Below are 20688 nucleotides of genomic sequence, written 5' to 3'. Positions count from 1 at the left end.
GAGGCCGACGGTGGGTGAACTCACCGCACTCCTCGCGGCCCTCTGCTTCGGCACCACGCATTTCGCGGGCGGAATGCTGTCGAGACGGGCCGCCGGGATGACGATCTCGCTGTACGCGCAGGTCGGCGGCACCGTGCTCAGCGTGGCCGCCGCGCTGGTCTTCGGTGGACCCGCCACCGCGCAAGCGCTTGCGTGGGGTGCGCTGTCCGGTCTCGGGACCGGGGTGGGGGTGGCCTTCCTGTACCGCGGGATGGGCCGGGGCGCGATGAGCGTCGTCGTCCCGGTCAGCGACCTGGGCGCGGTGGCCGTCCCGGCCGCTGTCGCCGTACTCGCCTTGGGCGAGCGGCTTTCCGTGCCCGCCGCGGCCGGGATCGTGCTCGCGCTGCCGTCGGTGTGGCTGGTTTCCCGCACCGGCGACGGCCACGGCGCGGCCGGGGTGGCCGACGCGCTCGTCGCGGGTGCCGGGTTCGCCGTGCAGTTCCTCGCCATGGCCCGGGTACCCGCCGACGCCGGATTCTGGCCGATCGCGGTCAGCCGGGCGGTGTCGGTCTGCGCGATCGTCCCCCTCGTGCTCCTGTCGTCGGCGGCTTTCCGGCTGCCCGGGGTCACGGCGCTGAAGGCGGCCGCCGTCGGGGCGCTCGGCTCGGTCGCGATCCTGCTGTACTGGTACGTCACGCATCGGCAGCTGGTCGCCGTCGCGACCGTGCTGACCGCGCTCTATCCGGCGATCCCGGTCGTGCTCGCGATGCTCTTCCTGCGCGAGCGTGCCCGCCGCACGCAGGTCGCCGGCCTGCTCGGCGCGGGCGCCGCGGTCGGCCTCATCGCCGTCGGGTGATCACGGCAGGCGCGCGAGATCACCGGCGGTGAGCACGAGATCGGCCGCGGCCGCCGAATCGCGGATCGTCGCGGGCCTCGTCGATCCGGGGATCGCGACCACCGACGGCGACTTCGCCAGCAGCCACGCCAGGCAGACCCGCTGCGGGCTGACACCGTGGTCCTCCGCCACGGCGAGGAAACCCGCGTGCGCCGCGCCGATCCGCGAGGCCCCCGAGATGCCGCCGAGCGGGCCCCAAGGGAGGTAGGCGAGCCCGAGTTCCGTGCACAGCGCCAGTTCCGGCTCGTGCGCCAGGTAGGCCGGAGAGTGTTCGTTCTGCACGGAAACCAGCTTCTCGCCAAGGATCCCGCGCGCTTCGAGGATCTGCGCACTGGACACATTGGACACTCCGGCGAGCCGGATCTTGCCCTCGTCGGCCAGCTCCTTGATCGCGCCGACGGAGTCCGCCCATGGCACGCGCTCGTCGGGCTTGTGCAACTGGTAGAGCCCGATCGCGTCGACGCCGAGCCGCTTCAACGAGCCTTCGCAGGCGTTCTTGAGGTGTGCGGGCGTCCCGGTGACGGTCCAAGAGCCGTCACCGGGCCTCCCGCGACCGCCCTTGGTCGCGACGAGGACCGCGTCCGAGTCGCCGCCGTACGTGGCCAGCGCGTCGGCGATCAGCACCTCGTTGTGCCCGGTTTCGCCCGCGTGCCAGTGATAAGAGTCGGCCGTGTCGATCAGAGTGATCCCGGCGTCGAGGGCGGCGTGGATCGTGGCGATCGCCCGCTCGCGGTCCGGACGGCCTTCGATCGACAACGGCATCGCGCCCAGGCCGATCGCGCTGACCTCGACGTCCCCGATGCTGCGGTAGCGCATGGTCAAAGTGCCTTTCGGATCTCTTCGATGGCTTCGCCGAGCCAATCGGTGGTGGTGGAGAAGGAAAACCCGAGACCGGTCGCGCGTGAGGTGTCCAGGACCGCGTACCGGTCGTAGGAGTACGGCGAGGCGTCCCGTTCGACGACCCGGAACCGCGGCTCGGCCACGACGGCACCGGCGAGGTCCGTCGCGGACAGCTCTCCGTGCGAACCGGCGTTGACCGCCCCGGTGAAGTCCGCTTCCGTGGCCCAGACCAGGAAATCGGCGATCTCACGCTCGTGGATGAACGTCGTCGGCCGCGGCCGCGCGTGGACGTCGACGGCTTCGCCCGCGTCCAGCCGTTCGACGTAATGCCGCAGCCGTCCGGTGAAATCCTCGCCACCGAGCACATGCGCGGCCCGCACCGAGGCGAACGGCACGTCTCCGGCGGCGAAGACCGCCTCGGCCTGCCGCTTGCCTTCGCCGTAGTGCGCTTCGAGGAAATCCCCGTCGTGCCAAGGAAGTCCGAAGTCGGCGGCCGACGGGACGACCAGCGATTCGGCCATCGGGGCATCCGTCCGGATCTGGTCGTAGACCTCGATGGTCGACGTCATCACGTACCGCTCCGCGCGGATCACGCGGCGCGCGATCGCCGCCTGGACCGGGGTGTAGCAGACCTGATCGAGCACGACGTCGAAGGAGCGGGAACCCAGCGCGGCCTTGAGGCTCCCTTCGTCGTCGCGATCGGCGATCAGGTGGGCGACCCCGGACGGCGCCGGCGTGGAACCGCGGTTGAGCACGGTGACGTCCAGTCCGCCGTCGCGCAGCCGCTCGACCACCCCTCGGCCGAAGTACCGGCTTCCGCCCAGAACGAGCACTTTCTTCATGTCCACCAGTGTTACGGTGGCGATCCAGGTGCTTGAAGGGGAAATCATGGGCGTATCGGCGGAATCGGTTAAAGAACGACGGCAGAATCAGGTATCCACTGAAAGTTCACTGGACGTGATCGACCGGCGACTGCTGGAACTCCTTCAGGAGGAGGGCCGCATGACCTTGAGTGAACTCGGCCGCCGGGTCTCGCTGAGCCCGGCCGCCGTCGGCGAGCGCGTCAAACGGCTCGAAGCCGACGGCACGATCACCGGCTACGCGGCCCTCGTCTCGCCGGCCGGGATCGGCCTCGGGCTGCGGGCGTTCGTGCGGATGGCGCCGCACAGCGGGTTCACCGTCCGGCATCCGCGCACGCGGAAGCTCATGGACCGCCCCGAAATCCTCGAACTGCACCACGTGGTGGGGGAAGACTGCTGGATCCTCAAGATCGCCGTCCGCGACACCACGCATCTGGAAGACCTTCTCGAAGACCTGTCCACCCTGGGCGCCACGACGACGTCGATCGTCATGTCCAGCCCGATCGAACGCCGGGTCCTGCTGCCCTTGTGACGTGTCGCGGCTGGGCTCAGTGACCGGGTTTGGTCGCGTGCACCAGGAACACCGACCGGACCCTGTCGCCGGCGTCGACGTCGAAGCGCTTCACCGTCACGTCCGTGAAGCCCGCTTCGGTGGCCAAGGCCGCCGCGTCCGCTTCGGAGTGCGGGAGTTCCAGGTCCGCCGGGACGATCGCGGCGAACGCCCCGGACGGCCGGAACGCCGACGCCAGCGGGAGGCTGAAACCCACCCGGCCGCCGGGGCGCAACGCCCGCAGCCAGTCGCGGAGCGCGGCCGCGCCGAGAAAGTGCAGCGAGGACGCGCAAAGCACGGCGTCCGCGCCTTCGTCCTCCACCGGTGAGGGGACCGCCGAAGCGACCTGCCAGGTGATGACCTTGCCGGGATCCCGCGTCGCCGCCTTCGCCTCGGCCTGGGCGATCATGCCCGGCGAGATGTCGATCGCGAGCACCTCGCCCGGGTGCAGGCGCAGCGCGGCGAACGCGGCCACGCCGGTGCCGGTCGCGACGTCGAGAACGCGTTCGGGAGCCGTGCTGCCGAGGCCGTCGACGAGCGCGTCGGCGACCAGGCCGTGAAATTCGTCTTCGTCGTAGTGCGCGGCGATGCCGTCGAAGAGGCCGGCCGCGATTTCCTCGCTCACGGCCGCGACACTATCCGGCAACCGGCGCCGTCCGGCGAAACCCAGGTCGACGCGGTGATACCAGCGGAGTTCCGGATCGCCTTCGAGCCAGCAGAGCAGGACGTCCGCCCCGTCGAGTTCGGCGGGAAAATCGATCAGGAGCGGGGCGAACCCCTTCAGCTCCGCGCCTGTTCGCTGGACGGTGGTCATCAGATCGTCCAGCCTGGCCTGCGCGGCCTTCCATTCCGGCATCCCGCCGAGCGCGGTCTCGCGGCCGCCAGGGCGCAGGGACGCGGCCAGCTCGGCGGCGTCGGCGCGCAGGCGGATCAGCTCGTTGAGCACGGGGCGTAGCCGGGCGAGTTCGGCGCGGGCTTCAGGAACGGTGAACAATCCCATCCGCCGATGGTCCCAGCACGGTCAGCGGCGCCGCCGGGCGAGTCTCGTCGCGAGGCCCGCGCCGGTCAGGAGGAACCCCGTCCCGAGCAGGCCGCCGATGAACAACCAGCTCGTGACGCCGTAGGTGACGTCGTTCTGTGGCAGGTACTTCACCAGCCGAAAGCCCCATTCCGGGACCGCGGCGGCGGCCACGCCGGGAACGACGCCCCAGACGAGGCCGCCCACGATCGGGCCGGTCGCCGAGAGCGCGCCGAGCAGCCCGACCGCGAGCAGCAGGATCCCGCCGCCCACGAGCAGGCCGATGCTGAAGACGTCACGCTGGGTGCTGAGGGTCGCCTGGACGAGCATCTGCTGCCGCAGGCCGCCCCAGGCCAGCAGGCCGAGGGCGACCGGCGTCAGGATCAGGCCGCCCGCGCCGCTGAGCACCCGGCGCACACCTCGGCCGGCACGGCTGTCTTCGGCGCCGGGCTCGTCGTCGAAGGGCTCGTAAGGCTCGTACGACTCGACGTCCTCGTAGGGCCTGCGAGGGTCCCTGGGCTGCTGTTCGTACTCGCCGTACTCCTGGTAGTCCTCGTCGTCGTACTCCGCGACGTACCGGTGCGATGACATGGGCGGGCCACCTCCCTTAACCGGACTACGGACGCCAGGCCCGCGCGGTTCACAACGATCTCGCCCGCGTCGCGTTTAGCCCGCTGAACGCGACGTGGGACGGCGGCGGGTGAGGGTGCCGACCAGGCCCGCCCCGACCAGCAGGACCCCGCTTCCGAGCAGGCAGCCCATCACCAGCCAGGTCGCCAGGCCGACGCCGAGTTCCCGGCCGCCCAGGTCGTACATGAGGCCAAGGAGGTCCGTCGAGCCGACGAGGGCGGCCAGCCCGGGCAGTACACCCCAGACGAGGCCGCCGATCACCGGACCGAGCCCGGACAGCGCGCCGAGGAGCGCGACCCCGAGCAGGAGAAGCGCGCCGAGCAGCAGCGTGATCAGTCCGAGCGGGTCCTCGCCGACGCTGTAGGCCTGCGCGAACACCCGCTGCAGCCGCGAGAGCACGAGCGGCGCGGCGATCCGGCGGCCCCAGGAGTAGGTGAACGCCAGCGCGAGCACCACCGCGACGACGTCCATCCCGCCGGTGAGCAGGTTCGCGAACAGCATCAGGTCGGAGTCCACAAAGGACGGATCACGGAGACCGAGGCTGCCTCCCGTGACCCAGGATGCCTTGAGGGTCAGGTAAGGCAGCGTGCCCAGGATCGCGGCGTAGCAGACGATCAGCCGGGCGCTGGAGATCTTGGGGGTGGCGACTGCTGTGGTCATGCGGTCAGCTTCGGTCTTCACGCCGCGGAAAGGCTCCCTCGCGAGCCTGGTCCGCCTCCCTCTTCAGAAGGAACTGGGCAGCTTCGCCGCGGTTTCCTCGTCGGCCGGGGTGAGCGTCGCCAGCGAGATCTCCGAACGGCGCCCGAGGTACAGGTAGGAGAACTCGAACCGCAGCAGGCCGACGTCCGGGTGCAGGTACCGCTTGAGCACGATCCGGTCGCCGGAGACGTCGTGCTCCTTCCACATCCGCTCGAAGACCTCCGACTCCTGCCGCAGCCGTTTGACCAGGTTCTTCCACGCCGGTTCGGTGAGGTGTTCGGCCATCGCCGCCCGGAAACCGGCGACCACGCGGGGCAGGTTGGTCTCCCAGTCGGGCAGCCTGCGCCGCCACTCGGGGTTGGTCAGGCACTGGACCATCGTGTTGCGATCCTCGAACGGGATCGCGTCGACGTCACCCATCAGCCAGTTGTAGGCCCGGTTGTAGGCGAGGATGTCGCACCGCGCGTTGCGCACGCAGACCGGGAACGGCTCCAGTTTCGCCATCATCCGGTAGATGTTCTGGCTGAGGAGCTTGCAGTCCTTCTCCAGCGGCGGCTCGGGCGCGCCGGCGAGGGTGAACAGGTGCAGGTGCTCGTGCGGGTCGAGCCGCAGCGTGCGGGAGATCGCCTCCAGCACCTGCTCGGACGCGTTGATGTCGCGGCCCTGTTCAAGCCACGTGTACCAGGTGACCCCGACCCCGGCCAGCTGCGCGACCTCTTCGCGGCGCAGTCCCGGCGTGCGGCGCCTGCCGCTGATCGGCAGACCGACCTGGTCGGGGGTGATGCGCTCGCGGCGGCTGCGCAGGAACGCGGCCAGTTCGTGCCGTCGCACGTCGGCCACTCGCGAATCGACGGTCATGGTCACCTCATCAGGTTCGCAAAACTCCGAGCCGGTTACCAGGTAGTGGTAATACCAGGATAAATACACTCCTGGTACCAGGCTGGACTTCGCCTGATCGTAGTACCCATGACTTCGACGCAAGCTCCGGTGACGGCCACCCGCGTCGCCGCCGGACCGGCCCTGACCTCGGCGGGTCTGGTCACCGTGCTGCTGGGGGCGGCACTTCCGCTCATCGACTTCTTCATCGTCAACATCGCCCTGCCCGCCATCGGCTCCGACCTCCGCACCTCGTCGGCCACCTTGGAACTGGTGGTCGCGGCCTACGGGATCGCCTACGCCGTGCTGCTGGTCGTCGGCGGCCGTCTCGGCGACGCCTTCGGCCGTCGCAAACTGTTCCTGATCGGCCTGGCCTCGTTCACCGTGACCTCCCTGCTCTGCGGGGTCGCGCCGACGGCGCTGACGCTGGTACTGGCGCGGGCCGCGCAGGGGGCGGCCGCCGCGTTGATGCTGCCGCAGGTGCTGTCGATCATCCAGGCGACCACGACCGGCGAACGCAGGTCCAAGGCACTGGGCCTCTACGGCGCGACCGCGGGACTTTCAATGGTGCTCGGCCAGTTCCTCGGCGGCGCGCTGGTCGCCGCCGATCTCTGGGGTACGAGCTGGCGGCCGATCTTTTTGGTCAACGTGCCCGTCGGGATCGTCGGGCTGGTGATCGCGCGGCGGCTGATCCCGGAAAGCCGCTCGAGCAACCCGATCGGCATCGACCGCTGGGGCACCGTCCTCCTGGCGATCGCCTTGGTATCGCTACTGCTCCCGCTCGCGGAGGGCCCGGTGCTGGACTGGCCACTGTGGACGGTCGCGCTCCTCGTGGTCTTCCCGTTCGCCGCGGCCGCCTTCGTCCACGTCGAACGCCGGATGGAACGCCTCGGCGGGATCCCGCTGCTGCCGCCGTCGGTGATGCGGATGCCGAGTGTGCGGCAAGGTCTGCTGGTCGGGGTGCCGTTCTTCATCGGGTTCAGCGCGTTCATGTTCGTGTTCGCGGTGACGCTGCAGGACGGGTTGCACCTGGGACCGTTCGGTTCCGGGCTGGTGACGGCGCCGCTTTCGCTCGCGTTCTTCGCGATGTGCCTGGTCAGCAGCCGTCTGGTGACGCGGTTCGGGCAGCGGGTGGTGGCCGCCGGCCTCTCGGTGCAGCTGCTCGGGCTGCTGGTGCTGATCGGCACCGTGCTGCTGGAATGGCCGGACCTGGGCGTGCTCGATTTCGCGCCGGGGATGCTGCTGTGCGGTCTCGGTCAGGGACTGGCGATGACGACGGTGTTCCGGATCGTGCTGTCGAAGGTGCCGCCGGAGATCGCGGGGGTCGGCAGCGGGATGCTGACGACTTCGCAGCAGGCCGCGATGGCGCTCGGCGTGGCGACGATGGGCACGTTGTTCGCCTCCGTCGGCGCGGGCCCGCTCGGGATTAAGGGCGCGTTCGCGCTGGTGATCGGGATCCAGGCGCTGCTGACGATCGGCATCATCACGGTGGCGCGGCGCCTGCCGGATCCGCGGATCTAGAAAAGTCCGGCTTCACCCGTCGGAGAAGTGGCTCCCCGAGCGACGATGGGGATGTGACGGAACCACGGGTGCACCGGGACCCGGCCTTCGCACTGCTGTCGCTGTACGAGACGGCGTTGCCGGAGGTCTACGGGTACCTGCTGGCCCGGTGCGGTGACCGCACCCTCGCCGAGGAACTGACGTCGGAGACGTTCCTCGGCGCGGTGAGGGCCTGTCGCAAGGAGGACGCGCCTGCCGTGAGTACCGGGTGGCTGATCGGCGTCGCCCGGCACAAACTCGCCGATCACTGGCGGCGTAAGGAACGTGAGGAACGCGGGCTGCGGCTCGTCCACGAGGAGGACGTCACCGATCCGTGGGACGAGCGGCTGGACGCCCTCCTGGCGCGCGAAGTGCTCGCGTCGCTCGGAGCGCATCACCAAGCCGCGTTGACGCTTCGCTATGTCGACGGCCTCCCGGTGCCGGAGGTCGCCGCTCATCTGGAGCGCACGGTGCACGCCACGGAGGCGTTGCTCGTGCGGGCCCGTGCCGCGTTCCGGCGTGCTTACCAGGAGAAGGAGGGTCGCGATGCCTGATCCGTTCGACGCGCTTCGGGCGCCCTCGCTGCCTGTCGATCCCGACCCGCTCTTCGCCGCCGAGCTGCGCGACAACCTGCGTCGCGCCGTCCTGAACGGAGCCGATATGACCGAGTCACCTACCGCCGAAGTGCGCTCTTTGACGCCGTACCTCGTGGTGACCGACGCCCGCGCCGCGCTCGATTTCTATGTCGAGGTGTTCGGGGCGCGGCGCAGGGCCGAGCCGATCGTGATGGAGGACGGCCGGGTCGGGCACGCGGAACTGGCCATCGGGGACAGCGTGCTGATGCTCGCGGAAGAATTCCCCGAACTGGGCAATGTCGTGGCGGCCGCCGGTGGTCCGCTGATCCGGGTCGAGGTCCCGGATGTGCACGCGTCCGCGCGGCGGGCCGTGGAACTGGGCGGAGAGCTGGAACGTGCCGTCACGGACCAGGGTCACGGTCTGAGCGGGGCGATCAAGGACCCGTACGGCCAGCGGTGGCTGGTTTCGCAGGCGGCTCCTCGCCCCGCTTCAGGCGCGAAGCCGATCCGGCACGGCGAAGCGGGCTACTTCACCTTCCAGGTCCCGGACGATGGACGCGCGAAGGCGTTCTACGGCGCCGTCCTCGGCTGGCAGTTCTCGCCCGGGCGGGTCGAAGGTGGTTGGGGTGTCGAAGGTTCCGGCCTGCAGGGCGGACTCTGGGGCGGCCCGGGGCGGCAGGTGGGCTGGAAGGTCATGTACGCCGTCGACGATCTCGCCGCCGCCCTCGACCGGGTGCGCGCCCAGGGCGGACAGGCAGGCGAACCCGAACAGCAGCCCTACGGCCTGAGCGCCGACTGCGTGGACGACCAAGGCATCGAATTCTGGCTCTGGGAACAGCCGCGCTCTTGACCCCACCACCCCAGCCCCCACCCGTCCCTGGGGGGCGACCCCGAAGCCAGTCTATCGCCGATGGGGGCCGAAAAGTACGGAAGAGGCGAGTTGTCCACAGACGGAGGTCATTGTGGACAACTCAAGCTGGGGGTCGACGCCGTGAATGCCTCCTTCCCTACTTTGAAGGTAGGGAAGGCCCCCTTCTGTAATGGCCGGTTTCTGACCTGCGCAAACGCGCCGGGAGGGGCGTTGACCAGCGAAAATCGACCCTGTTAGTACCGGTCGTTACCGGCCCTTATCGGTGCTCCGGTGTACCCAGCGTGTACCGGTACGCAAGCCATTGGCCCCCACCTTTGCCCAGGTGGGGGCCTTTTGCGTTACTGCGCAGCGTTGGCACAAGAACCGGGGGCATCACGAGCAACTCGCGATGCCCCGGTGCTTTCGCTTGGCCTAGCTCGTCAGGCGGTGCCGGGCGTACTGTCTTGCGGCTGTAGCGAGCCTGGTAGCGCCGGGGAATGGCGCTGTCACGGCTCGGTAGCTCCACAGTCCCGCTACGTAGCAGGCGAAGGCGGTGACTGCCTTGTCTGTCCGCTCGGACCACGGCGGCACCGTTGAAGCCCACTCTTCAGCCTCGCCAGGCTCGTGGCCTGCCGCGATGAGCCGCACGACCAAGAAGGCTGTATCGACCCATGCCGCGCCTGAGGCAGGGCGCCCCCAATCGATCACCCGTACGGACGTCGAGTCATCGTTGATCATGAACTGGTGTTCGTGGAGATCGGTGTGGAGCAGAGCGGTCCCTTCGACCAGGCCGGGGGTGGCACGGCACCAGTCGGTCATTTCGTCGGGATTGAATCCCGCGACCTTGTCCGGGGCCTCGGCCGCGAGTTTGGTCCACCAGTCGGTGGACGCCCAGCGCTTACCGAGGGGCTGCACTGCTTCGCCAGAGAGTCCGTTGATCCTGGCAACTGTCGCGGCGACGGTCGCGAGGTCATCAGCTCCCGGAGACAGGTCGGCGGGACGACCGTTGACGTACTCGAAGCCGACGATAAGCCAGGGAGCCTCTGCGTCGACGTCTTCGCTGAACTGGGTTGCCGGGGCTATTCCGGGAGCGAGTTCTCCGGCCTCGGACTCGTTCCGAAGCCAGCGCATTCGTGGACTGACTCCTCGGACGCCCTTCAAGAAGACGTCTCCCTGATCACCGCGCAGCACGAGAGCGACGTTGCAGTTCTGCCCCTGTTCGATCTCTCGCAAGACGGTGATCGAACCAAGGCGCGCCTGGACCACGCTTTGGATGGCGGCCGGTAGATCATCCCAGGTGAATCGCTCCATCACGCGGGGACCGTATCAGCGCTCACCTGGTACTGGTGGCATCCCGTGTCGCCGCTGGAGTGCGTACACCCGTCCGTGCACTGGTTGCACGTTGCCGACGCGGCCCACAACGGAAGATCGACGGCGTACCCGGCATCGCGCAGAGCTTTCATGGTCGCGCTCATCGAATCCTTCGGAGTCCTCGTGATTGGGATGGCCCCGGTGTCGGTCGGCTCGTGGTGGATGAACCGGCCTGCCACCCGGTCACAGAACGAGGCGTACTCCCGCGTGTAGAGGATGAAGGTGTGCCACCCGATGTCGACGGTCTCGCTCGGCGACAGGGGCTCGGACGCTCCGGAACAGGCTCCGAGATATGCGAGGGCCTGATCCATGATCCGTGCGGCGAACTCGCGCGTCATGTCGTTTTCCTTGGAGATCTTGTTCACGAGCCTGTTGAACAGCTCCTCGGAGACAAGGCCCTGCCCGGTGATTTCTTCGACAGTGATAGTCATTACCTCTCCCTTTTCATGATCCATTTCGGTTCCACGTCAAAGACGTGGAACCCAGCCGACGCACCGTTCGGGGGCTGCACGCTGCGCCGACCGGGGCTTATAGTTCGATCTCTTTTGTCAACTCGGCGGCCCGCTCTGTGAGTTCGTGGCCAAGTTGGGCGTGGGCTTCACCGAGTGCCCGCAGGCACTGGGCGAATTCCGTTTCGTCGTACTGAATCGACAACAAGTGAAGGACGATGTCGCCGTATTCGTGGTTGATCCGAGCAAGTCGAGCGAAAAGCTCTCGATCACGCTTCTCCACGTCGTGCTTCCTGGTTCGCTGCGCGCACTCGGTGGATACAGCCCGCGCAGATCCTGTCCGGGGTGGGCCGGACGCGATGTTGCGTCACGCTCGCTCGATCATGTTTCAGCGGGTATGCCTGCGTTTCCTCGCACCAGGGTGTCAGGAGGGGTGGCCAATCATTGTCAACCTGGACAGTGAGGTAGCTGTGCGCTAGCCCGTCAATGAAGGCGTGCCACTCGTACGCAGCCGCACGCGACACGAACACCCGCTTGGCGAGCCACCGAGGTCTGTCGTCTAGTGCCGTCATCTCCAGCCTCCGGCCGCGTAGTTGACCTGGTCCCATCAGGTAGCCTGGTCATCACACGCCATGATTGGAATAGAGCTGCTGTTTACAAGGGTTTACAGACGTGGTGAATGGGCATGGCCGAGCTAGGGCAGCGGTTGCGGGCGGCACGCGAGGCCGCCGACATCAGCCTGTCCGCGATGGCCGCCAAGACCAACTACACCAAGCCCTACTTGAGCCTCCTGGAGAACGGCAAACGGACCGTGAGACCGGAGCATGTGACCGCATATTCACGCGCGCTCAACGTCTCAGCAGAGGCTCTCTACGGCCCGCAACAGGACCCTCTTCGGCTGGCACACGAGTGGCTTGTGGCAGACACGCCAGTCACTGTGCACAGAACCTCTGGACGGCGGGTCGGGGAAAGCCTGACTTCCGAAATCGAACGGCGGGTTATCGATCTCCGCTACCTGGACGACACAATCGGCGGAGGGGATCTCATGCCGATCGTTCACCGGGAATTGGCGGACACGATAGAAATCGTAAAATTCGGAAGCTATACCGAGAACATCGGTAAACGGCTTCTCGTCGCGGTTGGCGAACTCTCTCAACTTGTCGGCTGGGTCGCTAGCGACGCAGGGCACTATCAGGACGCTCAACGAGTGTACCTGGATGGAGTCTCCGCCGCGCGAGACGCGGGCGACCAGGCACTTGCAGGCCAACTGTTTTCCTCGCTCGCATACCAGATGACAAACGTGGGAAACCCTGTCGATGCGACCCTGTTAGCGAAGACCGCCGTTAAGGGCGTCGAGCGCGCGACACCCGTTGCCAAGGCATTGCTGCTAGAGCGCGTGGCCTGGGCTGCCGCAAGATCTCGGGACGCCGAAGCTGCACGTAGAGCACTGGATGCTGTAGACGACGCGTACGAAGCGCGCTCCGTTGGGATCAAAGAGCCGGAATGGGTCTACTGGCTGAACCGTGACGAGATCAACGTCATGGCCGGTCGCTGTTACATCGAAATCGGACAGCCTACGGAGGCCGCTCCGCTACTCACCAATGCAATCAATGGATACGAAGCCAGTCACGTGCGTGAAATCGCCCTGTATCAAACCTGGCTAGCCGAATCTTACGCCCGCGTGGGTGAACTAGATGCCGCACGTGACGTCATCGAGGATGCCCGAACAACTTCGACCGGGATCAATTCCACCCGTTTGACTCGTCGCGTCGAAGAAATTGAGAATCTTATCAATTAGGCATTCTGTAGACACCGCAGTGCAGACCGGCCACCGTAGCAAGTTGTCGACGATAGTTGGCAGGCCCCTTTGCGATCATCAGGCCGTGCCTCACCCTGAGTGCGCCACGAAGCTCTGACCTGCGGAGATGGCTTCGCCGGCCGCGGGCCCCTTCGTCGGCATGTCCCCTCACCGCCCCTGAACTAGTAAGCAGCGTCCAGTCAGGATGCGAAACGTTCAGGAGGTGAACCCACAAGGGGATGTCATGACAGTTATTCTCAGGCCCGCTATCGGGCATTCCGCAGGCCGACGTAGTCCGCTCGCGGGTAAGTCGAACGGTCGGCGGGGTAAGCCCCGCGCGAAGCTCGGAAAGGACGACGTTCGCGCCATTCTGGTCAAGTACTGGGAGGAAGCTCATTCGCTGCCAACACTTGCCCGCGAGTACGGAGTGAGTACGACGACGATCTACCGGACTGTGTATGGCCACACGTGGCGGTTGGAGTATTCGCGGTGGCGTCGGGAGGTCAAGGCAGCGGGGCGTTCTCTTCCGGAGAGGCGCGACCCGTACAACCAGCCGACGCGGTTCACTGATCTGTGCCTTGCGGACCTAGTCAGGTTCGAGCTGGCGGCAGACGCGAGGGAGGCGAGCCCTGTGGGGTCGGTGGCTGAGATCGCCGCGCGGCATGGTGTGTCGCGGTCAGCCGCCTACCGAGTCCTGCGAGGAACTCTTCATCGGGAGTGGTTCGACGCGGTGTATGCCGATCTGGAGCGCGGGGGTAGCGGGCACCTCGTCGACTGGTGACAGCACGCAGGACGGAGGCATCATGTTGATTCCACCCGTGTACCTGTCAGTTTATATAACCTCTATATCTCTCTCTTCTCTAAGGGTTAGTAGTACCTATAGGTACATGGGTGGAATCGACACGCGGCACGTGCCGTGCTGCGGGCGGACGCGGGGGCGGAGTGTCGAAGTGTCGAAATGCGGGTGTTTCTAGGTCTTATATAGCTCTCTTCTCTCTAAGGGGAATGCAGAAAAGGGCTTGAATCGACACTTCGACACTTTTTGGTGTGGCGTGCGCCACAGGATGGCGTTTTGCCTGGTCGGATGTCACCCAACTGCCACTGAAGTAAGTAGAGGCCGCGAACAGCCCTGGGGGTGCTCGTGCTGCGACGTGCGTGCATGACCTGTCCCCGGACGGCCGTTCCTGGTGTCGCTCACTGTGAGCGCTGTGGGGGTGGCCATCGCCGTACGGCTGGTGACCGCGTCCGGCGGGCAGTCCGACGAGCGGTGAACCGCGCAGGCCGGGCACGCTGCCGTGACTGCGGTCGCGTGTTCCTGCGCGCCGGGTTGCGGTCGACCCCCGTCCTAGCCCTGCGGGACGGTGGACGCGCCGAGCCCGGCGGCTTGCAGGTCCCGTGCATCGGCTGCCCCAGGTCAAGGCTGAAGATGAAAACGCACCTTCAGGCCACTTGCCTAGAGAAGACCGGCCTTACTCGCTGCCACTGCTTGCAGGGGCCGTGTCCCTGAACCGATTTCCATGCTCGTACCTCATTTGGGTAAGAAGCAACGAACACGCTCCGACAAGGCCTAACGCATAGCGTTTATGATCAGGCCGGTCCTGAATGCGGTGTGCATCAACATTGCGCAGCGCTTGAGCTATACCCTGCGCGAATAGTTGCCATCCCTGAGTTTCCCCTTCGGTCTTTCCCATTTGAAATTGACCAGCCTTGCCGAATATGGCAACCGCAAGGTCCTTGCCTACTTCGCCGACTGGACGGCCCGCCCACTTCCTTACCCTGTCTTCGGTAAAGATCACCGCTTGACTAGCAACCTTGCCCCAAGCTCCGGCTTGCATCTCCGGTGCAACATGCTCCCACAGTTCGGGATCAACTCCTGACTCGTCGGCGATCGGCGTGTCGTCTGCCAGCAAATCAAGTTCGGCGATGGCAGCGTCAAGGACACCTTGCGCCTCGGGGATAGTCGCTCGAAAGGTGTTAATGAATGCGGAGTTGTCTCCCATTGTATACATCGTTGGCGTCCACCGGATGTCTAAGAATGTTTCAGTGATGTGATGGGTTTCGCCTAGGGCACGGTTAAGAACTGACCGAACGCGAAGATTCCAGGAATTGAACTCCGCAGAACTCGTGGAGGTTGGCAGGTGTGCGGCTTCGGTGTGCAGCGCACGAAGGCGGTCGGCGGCATCGTCGGGTTTCATGCAGACATACTGCACGCGGCCCTGGCGACCTTGCGGAGACGCGCCGGACTCGCGACAGGATAGTCACAGATCCAGCCGACGCGCGGGGGAGGACGGGCGAAAGTTCAGCGCCCTGCGGCGTCCAGAACACCCCGGCCCCTTTCTGAGCACGCCCTGAGTGCAGATCTGTTTTTAGTGCGGGTTATCGCAGGTACAGCCGGTGCGCTCCGGGAAACCGCTAATCGTGGATCGTTGTTAAGGGCATGTTTCCGCTGTTTAAGCACAGTGTAAGCCTTGCTAAAGGGGGTTTCTGATGTCTGAAGTTCTTTCGCCCGGTGGGGCTTCACTGGTGCTTCATCGCGTGGACGATGGTTTCTACGTCTCTGGTGTAGACGCTACCTTGCCGCGTTTGGTCGCGGACTATGGCGACATTGCGGCCACGTTGGGCGGCGATGTATCGAAGGTGATGGCCCGCACCACAGGCGGGAGTCTGGTGATCAGTGGTGAACGGTTCGCTTTCGAGTTGCCCGATACAACGACCGGCCGGGATGTGCGCGAGTTGGTGCGACGCGGTGTGCTCGGCTCGTCTTCCATTGTTTTCGTCGCTGGCCCTCGACAGGTTGGCCGTTCTGCTCATGCTGTGCGCAACGCTCGTGCGCTTGCTACCGCTCTTGAATCGAAGGAGACTCCTGCCCCAATGATTACCCGTAGCCCGGAACACGGAACTATCTTCGGAAACCCCATGCGCGACTTGCACAAGGCGCGTGCCCACGGTGGCGCCGATGAACTTGCTGCGAGGTCGATTACCGAGATGCCCCTGTCCGGAGCAGGGGCACCGACCACACGACCGCTCACGGTGCGGGACTACAACTCGCGGGTGCTGAACGCGGTCACCGTGACATCTTTTGACCGCAGCAATCATGTTCGAGTGCCGGTGATTCCCCCGGTCAGTCGAGAGCAGGCAGCGAGTTTCATTCCAGCGGGTGGCGTATATCCGCTCGCCGATGTGGATCTCAAGGCACTCATGAAGGCGCGCGGAGTGGAGAAGGTCGGCATTCAACGTCGACTCCCCGAAGACGTGCGGCAGGACTTCGGCCCGGACGTGCTCGCCGCGTTCGAACGCTCCTGTCTCAACGATGTGAGCCGCGCGATGGATGCCGCGTTGCTGCACGGCATCCCAACGGCCCCTGAGCCGCACGCGGGCCTGATCGGCAACGGCACCGTGACACATGTGGCCACGCTCGCCGCGCTCACCTTCACCGAATTGTCCGCCGCGATGGCACGTGTCGAGGTCCTCGGCGAAGCGACCGCACTGCTGGTCTCCGGCGACGTCCGTCACCACCTGCGCGACACGCTTACCCGTGATCAGTGCGAGGAACTGCCCCCGATCGTGCACATTCACGGCGCGACGGACGGCACAGCCGTGGTCTTGGACGGCACGATGGTGGGCGTGGGCGTGCGACAGGCACCGGATATCCGCCTTGCCGAGAACGTCCCCGGCGACTTCGAAGCCGACCTTTTCCGGCTGGCCGTGTCCGCGCGGTTCACCGACACCGTTCTTGCCGACAAGTCCGCCGTTCAGACTATCCGGGTGGCCGCGTGAAATGGCCCGCGCGGTTCTGGCGATGGGGAACGGTCACCCCGCCGGATATCGACCTCACCGACACGGGCATGGTGCCGCGCTCACGACGGCGAATTATTTCCGATGACCTGATAGACCTTCGCTGTTACGAATGCTCCGCAATGTGGTGCGCCGACCGTCACCGCGACGACGTCGCTATCTGCGCATCGTGCGAAGCCTTCGCCGTCCCCGTTGTCTGGACGGACGACCCAGACATGGGCGCGACACACGATGACGCCGAATACTGGAGAGACAAGATTATGCGATTCTACAAAGGCGTGAAGAAGCGGCGCTTCCTCGGTGTGGACGTGCTACTGCTGCATCGCGACCGTGCTGGAACAGTCGGGAACGCACGCATCCGTAAATGAGCATCGAATTCGTCTGCCCCGTCGCCGGCCGCGGGGTCAAAGTATCCCAATTTCCGAGAAATGACCTCTGCGATTTAAGGGCCAACTTTTGAGGGCATGGGCATTGGTCGCATACCTGCTCACTGTCAATAAGAAGCTAGCCGTTCCCTATGTGTCACAAGTCAGTTCGACAGGTCAACAAATAGGTGTGACGGGTCAACCTTGAGCGCGTCGGCGATTTTAAAGACTTTATCTATGGAAATGCTGTATCGCCCGGCCTCCACGTGTGCGTAGTAGGACCGGTCCAGGCCCGCCGCTGACGCGACCGCCGTTTGGCTTAGGTCGGCTTCTGTGCGCAGTCGCCGCAAGCGAAGCCCGAACGCCACGCGCCGCTCCGGGACGGGTTCATCCTCTGCGGTCTTCGGCATGGCCACAAGGTAACGCACCTACTGAATGTGGGATATACGCTACAGTTCGACGTGTGGAGTATTTCCCACACTTCGACAGGTCTGGCACTAGAGGGGCGAAATCATGAGCGTTGAGGACCGTTGGCACCACAAGGGCACCCGCAAACGCACGGCGGACTACGGCCGGGGTAAGCGGTGGCGTGTGCGGAATAAGGGCGCCCGGACCATGTCCTTTCACAAGAAGTCCGACGCGCAGGCCCACGACGTCAAGGTCAACAACGACTTGCTCAAGGGTCTTGTGCCCTTCGACCCGACCGCCGGGCGTGTCCTGGTCTCGGAGGCGGTCCCCAAGTGGCTGAAAGAGCGCTACCCCGATGCCGGGACGCGTCGCACGGTCGCGTCCCGGTTCAAGAACCACATCTTGCCGACGTTCGGGCACCTGCGGATGTGCGACGTCACCACGTCGCGGGTCATCGAGTGGTGGGCGGAGATGTGCGAGAAGACCAAGCCGAACGGTGAGAGGTACTCCACCAGCCTGCTTGAGCTGGTCTACGTCCATTTCGGAAGCTTCCTGAAGACGGCCGTTCATGGCGCTACGAAGCTTCTCCCTGTGCACCCCTTCGACGGGTGGGACATGGAGGTGCCCCGGCGTGACAGGCGCGTCCGGAACATCTGGGAGCAAGAGCGGGTGAACACCGTGCTTGCCGCTATGCCGGAGCGGGAACGGCCCATCGGGCTCGTGTCGGCCACCTGCGGGCATCGGCAGGGGGAAGCGTTCGCCGTTGCGCTCGAAGACGTGAACCGCTTCCGCAAGGAGATCACCATCCGCCACCAGGTCAAGCGCGTCGGCGGGAAGCTCGTCCTCACCAAGCCCAAGGGCGGCAAGACCCGCACGGTCCCATGTGCCGACGTCACCGCGACCGCCATTGCCCAGCACGCGGAGAAACACGGGACCACCGTTGTCCGGTGCACATGCTGTAACCAGGACTGGCACATCGTGTTCACCAACGCCAAGGGCGGCCTGCTCGCGCCGGGCGCGTGGAACCGGGACATTTGGCACCCCGCGATCCAGGCGGACGGCATGACCAAGGGTGGCGCCTACGGGATTCACAACCTGCGCCACTACTTCGCGTCCCGGCTGATCGAAGGCGGCCCCGGTCACCGTGGAGCGTCCATGGAACAGGTCCGGGACTACATGGGGCACGCGTCCATCGTCACCACGAGCGAGACCTATGGGCACCTGTTCGAGCAGGCCCACGAGCGCGCCCGCTCGCTCATGGATGACCTGTTCTCCGCTGTTGTGTACCCGCTGCGTACCGCCGAAGGCCAGTAGCCGTGTTAGCGCAGGTCAGACGGCTACCGGCCTCCGGAGCTACAGAAGGAGGCCTTCACGACACAGTGACGACGACGGCGAGCAAGGTGACGACGGGCTGGTCAGCGGCCGGCGGCGTAGCCCTGCATTCCCCGGGCGTTGGCGGCGGCCCGCAAGACTCCCCCGGACCGCGAAACGGCCGAAAGGCGCCCGAGAGCCCAAGGTCCGGCGTCGACGACGAGGTGTCCGCGTGCGGCCAAAGCGTCCATTGTGGACTGTCCGAGTCGGGACTCGACCACGATTTCCCGTGGCGTCCACGAGCGCGGGTAGAACGAACTCGGGAACGCCGTGGTGTGCCACGCGGGCGAGTCGATCGACTCCTGCAGGTTCAGCCCGCCGAGCGTGTGCGCCAGCCAGAAACACAGCTGCCACTGGTCCTGCTGGTCACCGCCGGGAGTCCCGAACGCCAGCACCGGCTCACCATCGCGCAGGCCCATCGACGGCGAAAGCGTGATCCGCGGCCGTTTCCGCGGCGCCAGCGAGTTCGGCAGCCCCTGTTCCAGCCAGAACATCTGGCCGCGCGAGTCGAGGCAGAAACCGAGTTCCGGGATCGTCGGGCTCGACTGCAGCCAGCCACCCGACGGCGTCACCGAGATCATGTTCCCGGCCGCGTCGACGACGTCGATGTGCACGGTGTCGCCCCGGGTCTCGCCCAGCGGCCCGACCGTCGGCTCGCCCGTCGCACCGGAGCCGGACTCGAGTCCGCGCAGCTGTTCGAGAATCGCGGGCAGCCGCGGAGAAGGTCCACCCGGCCGGAGTTCGCCGGAGGCTTCTTCGGTGATCAAGGCCCGCCGGGTGTCCGCGTATTCGCGGGAGATCAGCAGCTCGATCGGCACGTCGGGAGAATCCCCGTACCAGGCCTCGCGGTCGGCGAACGCCAGTTTCGCCGCCTCGACGGCCAAATGCACCGTGCGTTCCGTCGGGATTCCGTCCACATAGGACAGTTCGGCACGCAGCCCGTCCAGCAACCGCGCCTGCTGCAGCAAGGCGGGCCCCTGAGTCCAGGCGCCCATCTTCACCAGGCCCCAGTCACCGAAGTCGACCTGCAGCGCGTCTTCGTACGTCGCTTCCCAGCTCGCGAGATCCTCACCCGTGAGAAGTCCGGCGTGGTCACGACCGGAGTCGTCGCGGAAGGCATTGCGGCTGAACGCATCGATCGCTTCGGCGACGAAGCCCTGCGACCACGCACGGCGTCCGGCGTCGATCTGCGCCTCGCGTCCGCTGACCGACTCGGCCTCGGCGAGCAGCCGCTCCCAGGTGTCCGCGAGCGCCGGGTTGCGGTGCAGACCCTCGACGGGTTCGCCGCCGGACAGCCACAGCGCCGCCGACGTCGGCCAATGTTCGGTGAACAGCTCCCGCACCGCGCGGATCGTGTCACCGACCCGGCTGACCAGCGGAATCCCGTTGCGCGCATAGGAGATCGCGTAGCCGAGCACGTCGCGCAACGACTTCGTGCCGTGGTCGCGCAGGAGCAGCAGCCAGCCGTCCCACGCGCCCGGGACGGTCGCGGGGAGCAGGCCGCTGCCGGGGATCAGGTCGAGTCCGAGGTCCGCGAACCGCTCCGGTGTCGCGGCCGCGGGCGAGACGCCTTGGCCCGCGAGGACCCGGGGCGTCCGGTCTTCGGCGGTGACGAAGATGCCGGGGACCTGCCCTGCCGGGCCGCAGAGATGCGGCTCGGCGATCTGCAGGACGAACCCGGCCGCTACCGCCGCGTCGAAGGCGTTTCCGCCGTTTTCGAGCACCGCCATGCCGGTGGCCGAGGCCAGCCAGTGCGTCGATGCCACCATGCCGTGGGTGCCGGCCAGTTCCGGCCTGGTCGTGAACACGAGGCCGATACT

Annotated in this window: 22 protein-coding genes; 10 read left to right on the top strand and 12 right to left on the bottom strand. The window is 66.3% G+C overall.

What is annotated here, in order from left to right; genetic code table 11:
- The first annotated feature begins 10 nt into the window (after positions 1–10).
- On the top strand, positions 11–835 hold the full coding sequence (locus L324_RS17390; protein ID WP_037308937.1) for an EamA family transporter: 825 nt from the start codon (positions 11–13) through the stop codon (positions 833–835).
- Here the strand turns inward: L324_RS17390 and L324_RS17385 are convergent, their stop codons facing one another.
- On the bottom strand, positions 836–1690 hold the full coding sequence (locus L324_RS17385) for an aldo/keto reductase (RefSeq protein WP_037308934.1): 855 nt from the start codon (positions 1688–1690) through the stop codon (positions 836–838).
- A 2-nt stretch (positions 1691–1692) separates the two neighbouring features.
- Positions 1693–2556, bottom strand: coding sequence for an NAD-dependent epimerase/dehydratase family protein (locus L324_RS17380; RefSeq protein ID WP_037309049.1), 864 nt, complete (start codon positions 2554–2556; stop codon positions 1693–1695).
- Between the two features lie 46 nt (positions 2557–2602).
- On the opposite strand from L324_RS17380, the gene L324_RS17375 reads away from it, so the two are divergent.
- Complete coding sequence (locus tag L324_RS17375; protein WP_051173944.1) at positions 2603–3106, top strand: Lrp/AsnC family transcriptional regulator; 504 nt, start codon at positions 2603–2605, stop codon at positions 3104–3106.
- Positions 3107–3122: 16 nt separating this feature from the next.
- Here L324_RS17375 and L324_RS17370 read toward each other — a convergent pair whose 3' ends face one another.
- From L324_RS17370 to L324_RS17355, 4 genes are all read right to left on the bottom strand, one after another.
- Entirely contained in the window at positions 3123–4124 is a 1002-nt protein-coding gene (locus L324_RS17370; RefSeq protein WP_037308932.1) for a DUF2203 family protein, read from the bottom strand.
- Positions 4125–4145: 21 nt separating this feature from the next.
- Positions 4146–4733, bottom strand: coding sequence for a hypothetical protein (locus L324_RS17365; RefSeq protein ID WP_037308929.1), 588 nt, complete (start codon positions 4731–4733; stop codon positions 4146–4148).
- A gap of 75 nt (positions 4734–4808) precedes the next feature.
- Positions 4809–5432, bottom strand: a complete 624-nt coding sequence (locus tag L324_RS17360) for a hypothetical protein (RefSeq protein ID WP_152546887.1) — start codon at positions 5430–5432, stop codon at positions 4809–4811.
- Positions 5433–5495: 63 nt separating this feature from the next.
- Positions 5496–6329 (bottom strand): helix-turn-helix transcriptional regulator, encoded by an 834-nt coding sequence (locus tag L324_RS17355; protein ID WP_152546886.1) that lies wholly within the window; start codon positions 6327–6329, stop codon positions 5496–5498.
- Positions 6330–6437: 108 nt separating this feature from the next.
- Here L324_RS17355 and L324_RS17350 point away from each other — a divergent pair, with 108 nt between their 5' ends.
- The 3 genes from L324_RS17350 to L324_RS17340 are packed head-to-tail and all read left to right on the top strand — an operon-like array spanning position 6438 to position 9311.
- A complete protein-coding gene (locus L324_RS17350; RefSeq protein ID WP_037308924.1) occupies positions 6438–7868 on the top strand; it encodes an MFS transporter in 1431 nt (476 codons plus the stop codon).
- Positions 7869–7921: 53 nt separating this feature from the next.
- On the top strand, positions 7922–8440 hold the full coding sequence (locus L324_RS17345) for an RNA polymerase sigma factor (protein WP_037308921.1): 519 nt from the start codon (positions 7922–7924) through the stop codon (positions 8438–8440).
- Positions 8433–9311 (top strand): VOC family protein, encoded by an 879-nt coding sequence (locus L324_RS17340; RefSeq protein WP_037308918.1) that lies wholly within the window; start codon positions 8433–8435, stop codon positions 9309–9311. Before L324_RS17345 ends, L324_RS17340 begins: the two co-directional genes overlap by 8 nt.
- 432 nt (positions 9312–9743) lie before the next feature.
- Here the strand turns inward: L324_RS17340 and L324_RS17335 are convergent, their stop codons facing one another.
- The 3 genes from L324_RS17335 to L324_RS17325 form a co-directional block, all read right to left on the bottom strand.
- Positions 9744–10622 (bottom strand): phosphotransferase, encoded by an 879-nt coding sequence (locus tag L324_RS17335; protein WP_037309040.1) that lies wholly within the window; start codon positions 10620–10622, stop codon positions 9744–9746.
- The gene (locus L324_RS17330; protein ID WP_037308915.1) at positions 10622–11113 is read right to left on the bottom strand and encodes a glycine-rich domain-containing protein; all 492 of its coding nucleotides are present in this window, start codon (positions 11111–11113) and stop codon (positions 10622–10624) included. The genes L324_RS17335 and L324_RS17330 overlap by 1 nt, the downstream gene beginning before the upstream one ends.
- A 97-nt stretch (positions 11114–11210) precedes the next feature.
- Positions 11211–11414, bottom strand: coding sequence for a hypothetical protein (locus L324_RS17325; protein ID WP_051173936.1), 204 nt, complete (start codon positions 11412–11414; stop codon positions 11211–11213).
- Between the two features lie 402 nt (positions 11415–11816).
- Here L324_RS17325 and L324_RS41675 point away from each other — a divergent pair, with 402 nt between their 5' ends.
- Both L324_RS41675 and L324_RS17315 read left to right on the top strand, forming a co-directional pair.
- Entirely contained in the window at positions 11817–12929 is a 1113-nt protein-coding gene (locus L324_RS41675; RefSeq protein WP_201769664.1) for a helix-turn-helix domain-containing protein, read from the top strand.
- A 244-nt stretch (positions 12930–13173) separates the two neighbouring features.
- Positions 13174–13710 (top strand): hypothetical protein, encoded by a 537-nt coding sequence (locus tag L324_RS17315; RefSeq protein WP_152546885.1) that lies wholly within the window; start codon positions 13174–13176, stop codon positions 13708–13710.
- A gap of 688 nt (positions 13711–14398) precedes the next feature.
- Here L324_RS17315 and L324_RS41670 read toward each other — a convergent pair.
- Positions 14399–15124 (bottom strand): TIGR02391 family protein, encoded by a 726-nt coding sequence (locus L324_RS41670; RefSeq protein ID WP_152546884.1) that lies wholly within the window; start codon positions 15122–15124, stop codon positions 14399–14401.
- Positions 15125–15416: 292 nt separating this feature from the next.
- On the opposite strand from L324_RS41670, the gene L324_RS42415 reads away from it, so the two are divergent.
- A complete protein-coding gene (locus L324_RS42415) occupies positions 15417–16706 on the top strand; it encodes an HK97 family phage prohead protease (RefSeq protein ID WP_152546883.1) in 1290 nt (429 codons plus the stop codon).
- Positions 16703–17092: a hypothetical protein gene (locus L324_RS42410; RefSeq protein ID WP_152546882.1), complete on the top strand. Its 390-nt coding sequence runs from the start codon at positions 16703–16705 to the stop codon at positions 17090–17092. The genes L324_RS42415 and L324_RS42410 overlap by 4 nt, the downstream gene beginning before the upstream one ends.
- A gap of 161 nt (positions 17093–17253) precedes the next feature.
- On the opposite strand, the gene L324_RS17305 is transcribed toward L324_RS42410, so the two are convergent.
- Positions 17254–17499 (bottom strand): helix-turn-helix domain-containing protein, encoded by a 246-nt coding sequence (locus L324_RS17305; protein ID WP_037309036.1) that lies wholly within the window; start codon positions 17497–17499, stop codon positions 17254–17256.
- A gap of 103 nt (positions 17500–17602) precedes the next feature.
- Between L324_RS17305 and L324_RS17300 the strand changes: the two genes are divergently transcribed.
- The gene (locus L324_RS17300; RefSeq protein ID WP_081736372.1) at positions 17603–18811 is read left to right on the top strand and encodes a tyrosine-type recombinase/integrase; all 1209 of its coding nucleotides are present in this window, start codon (positions 17603–17605) and stop codon (positions 18809–18811) included.
- Between the two features lie 101 nt (positions 18812–18912).
- On the opposite strand, the gene L324_RS17295 is transcribed toward L324_RS17300, so the two are convergent.
- Complete coding sequence (locus L324_RS17295) at positions 18913–20676, bottom strand: gamma-glutamyltransferase family protein (RefSeq protein WP_037308900.1); 1764 nt, start codon at positions 20674–20676, stop codon at positions 18913–18915.
- Between the last annotated feature and the right edge of the window lie 12 nt (positions 20677–20688).

The organism is Amycolatopsis orientalis DSM 40040 = KCTC 9412, assembly GCF_000478275.1.
Lineage (GTDB): Bacteria > Actinomycetota > Actinomycetes > Mycobacteriales > Pseudonocardiaceae > Amycolatopsis > Amycolatopsis orientalis.
The sequence above is the reverse complement of the archived record's forward strand: the minus strand, read 5'-3'. Positions and strand labels throughout refer to the sequence as shown.

What these genes read in the sequence shown, in the direction of transcription:
- L324_RS17360 (WP_152546887.1), bottom strand. Translation starts at nt 5,432, where the DNA reads ATGACCACAGCAGTCGCCACCCCCAAGATCTCCAGCGCCCGGCTGATC.
- L324_RS17375 (WP_051173944.1), top strand. Translation starts at nt 2,603, where the DNA reads ATGGGCGTATCGGCGGAATCGGTTAAAGAACGACGGCAGAATCAGGTA.
- L324_RS17350 (WP_037308924.1), top strand. Translation starts at nt 6,438, where the DNA reads ATGACTTCGACGCAAGCTCCGGTGACGGCCACCCGCGTCGCCGCCGGA.
- L324_RS41670 (WP_152546884.1), bottom strand. Translation starts at nt 15,124, where the DNA reads ATGAAACCCGACGATGCCGCCGACCGCCTTCGTGCGCTGCACACCGAA.
- L324_RS17335 (WP_037309040.1), bottom strand. Translation starts at nt 10,622, where the DNA reads ATGGAGCGATTCACCTGGGATGATCTACCGGCCGCCATCCAAAGCGTG.
- L324_RS17315 (WP_152546885.1), top strand. Translation starts at nt 13,174, where the DNA reads ATGACAGTTATTCTCAGGCCCGCTATCGGGCATTCCGCAGGCCGACGT.
- L324_RS17305 (WP_037309036.1), bottom strand. Translation starts at nt 17,499, where the DNA reads ATGCCGAAGACCGCAGAGGATGAACCCGTCCCGGAGCGGCGCGTGGCG.
- L324_RS17300 (WP_081736372.1), top strand. Translation starts at nt 17,603, where the DNA reads ATGAGCGTTGAGGACCGTTGGCACCACAAGGGCACCCGCAAACGCACG.
- L324_RS17365 (WP_037308929.1), bottom strand. Translation starts at nt 4,733, where the DNA reads ATGTCATCGCACCGGTACGTCGCGGAGTACGACGACGAGGACTACCAG.
- L324_RS17385 (WP_037308934.1), bottom strand. Translation starts at nt 1,690, where the DNA reads ATGCGCTACCGCAGCATCGGGGACGTCGAGGTCAGCGCGATCGGCCTG.
- L324_RS17370 (WP_037308932.1), bottom strand. Translation starts at nt 4,124, where the DNA reads ATGGGATTGTTCACCGTTCCTGAAGCCCGCGCCGAACTCGCCCGGCTA.
- L324_RS17330 (WP_037308915.1), bottom strand. Translation starts at nt 11,113, where the DNA reads ATGACTATCACTGTCGAAGAAATCACCGGGCAGGGCCTTGTCTCCGAG.
- L324_RS17380 (WP_037309049.1), bottom strand. Translation starts at nt 2,556, where the DNA reads ATGAAGAAAGTGCTCGTTCTGGGCGGAAGCCGGTACTTCGGCCGAGGG.
- L324_RS17355 (WP_152546886.1), bottom strand. Translation starts at nt 6,329, where the DNA reads ATGACCGTCGATTCGCGAGTGGCCGACGTGCGACGGCACGAACTGGCC.
- L324_RS42415 (WP_152546883.1), top strand. Translation starts at nt 15,417, where the DNA reads ATGTCTGAAGTTCTTTCGCCCGGTGGGGCTTCACTGGTGCTTCATCGC.
- L324_RS41675 (WP_201769664.1), top strand. Translation starts at nt 11,817, where the DNA reads ATGGCCGAGCTAGGGCAGCGGTTGCGGGCGGCACGCGAGGCCGCCGAC.
- L324_RS17340 (WP_037308918.1), top strand. Translation starts at nt 8,433, where the DNA reads ATGCCTGATCCGTTCGACGCGCTTCGGGCGCCCTCGCTGCCTGTCGAT.